Genomic DNA, 487 nt, shown 5'->3' with positions numbered 1-487 from the left:
ACGGTGATGCGCCGGTATTTCTTCAGCGATTGCATGGTCACTGCCAGCGCGTGTCGACGGGCGCCGGAACGGCGTCGCGGGCCTCGGCCACGACAGCCATCAGCGCGCGCTGCACCGCTTCCACGCCTTCGCCGGTGACGGCCGACAACAGCAGCGGCGCGCGGCCGGCGGCGCGCTTAAGCGAGGCCGTCTTCTTCTTGCGCGCCTCGGCGTCGAGGATGTCGATCTGGCTGAGCGCCACGATCTCGACCTTCTCGGCCAGCCCGTGGCCATAGGCCTCGAGCTCGGCGCGCACGGTCTTGTAGGCTTTGCCGGGGTTCTCTTCCTGGGCGGAGACGAGATGCAGCAGCACGCGCGTGCGCTCGACATGGCCGAGGAAGCGGTCGCCAATGCCGACGCCCTCATGCGCGCCCTCGATCAGCCCGGGGATGTCGGCGATGACGAATTCGCGACCGTCGATCCGGGCGACGCCGAGGCCGGGATAGAG

At 69.2% G+C, this 487-nt stretch carries 1 protein-coding gene; it reads right to left on the bottom strand.

The window, feature by feature from the left end; translation table 11 throughout:
* Positions 1 to 37: 37 nt before the first annotated feature.
* The coding region (locus EOA29_RS39775; protein WP_189479198.1) for a GTPase at positions 38 to 487 on the bottom strand (450 nt) is incomplete at its 5' end.

This window comes from Mesorhizobium sp. M1E.F.Ca.ET.063.01.1.1, from assembly GCF_003998155.1.
Classification (GTDB): domain Bacteria; phylum Pseudomonadota; class Alphaproteobacteria; order Rhizobiales; family Rhizobiaceae; genus Mesorhizobium.
The sequence above is the reverse complement of the archived record's forward strand: the minus strand, read 5'-3'. Positions and strand labels throughout refer to the sequence as shown.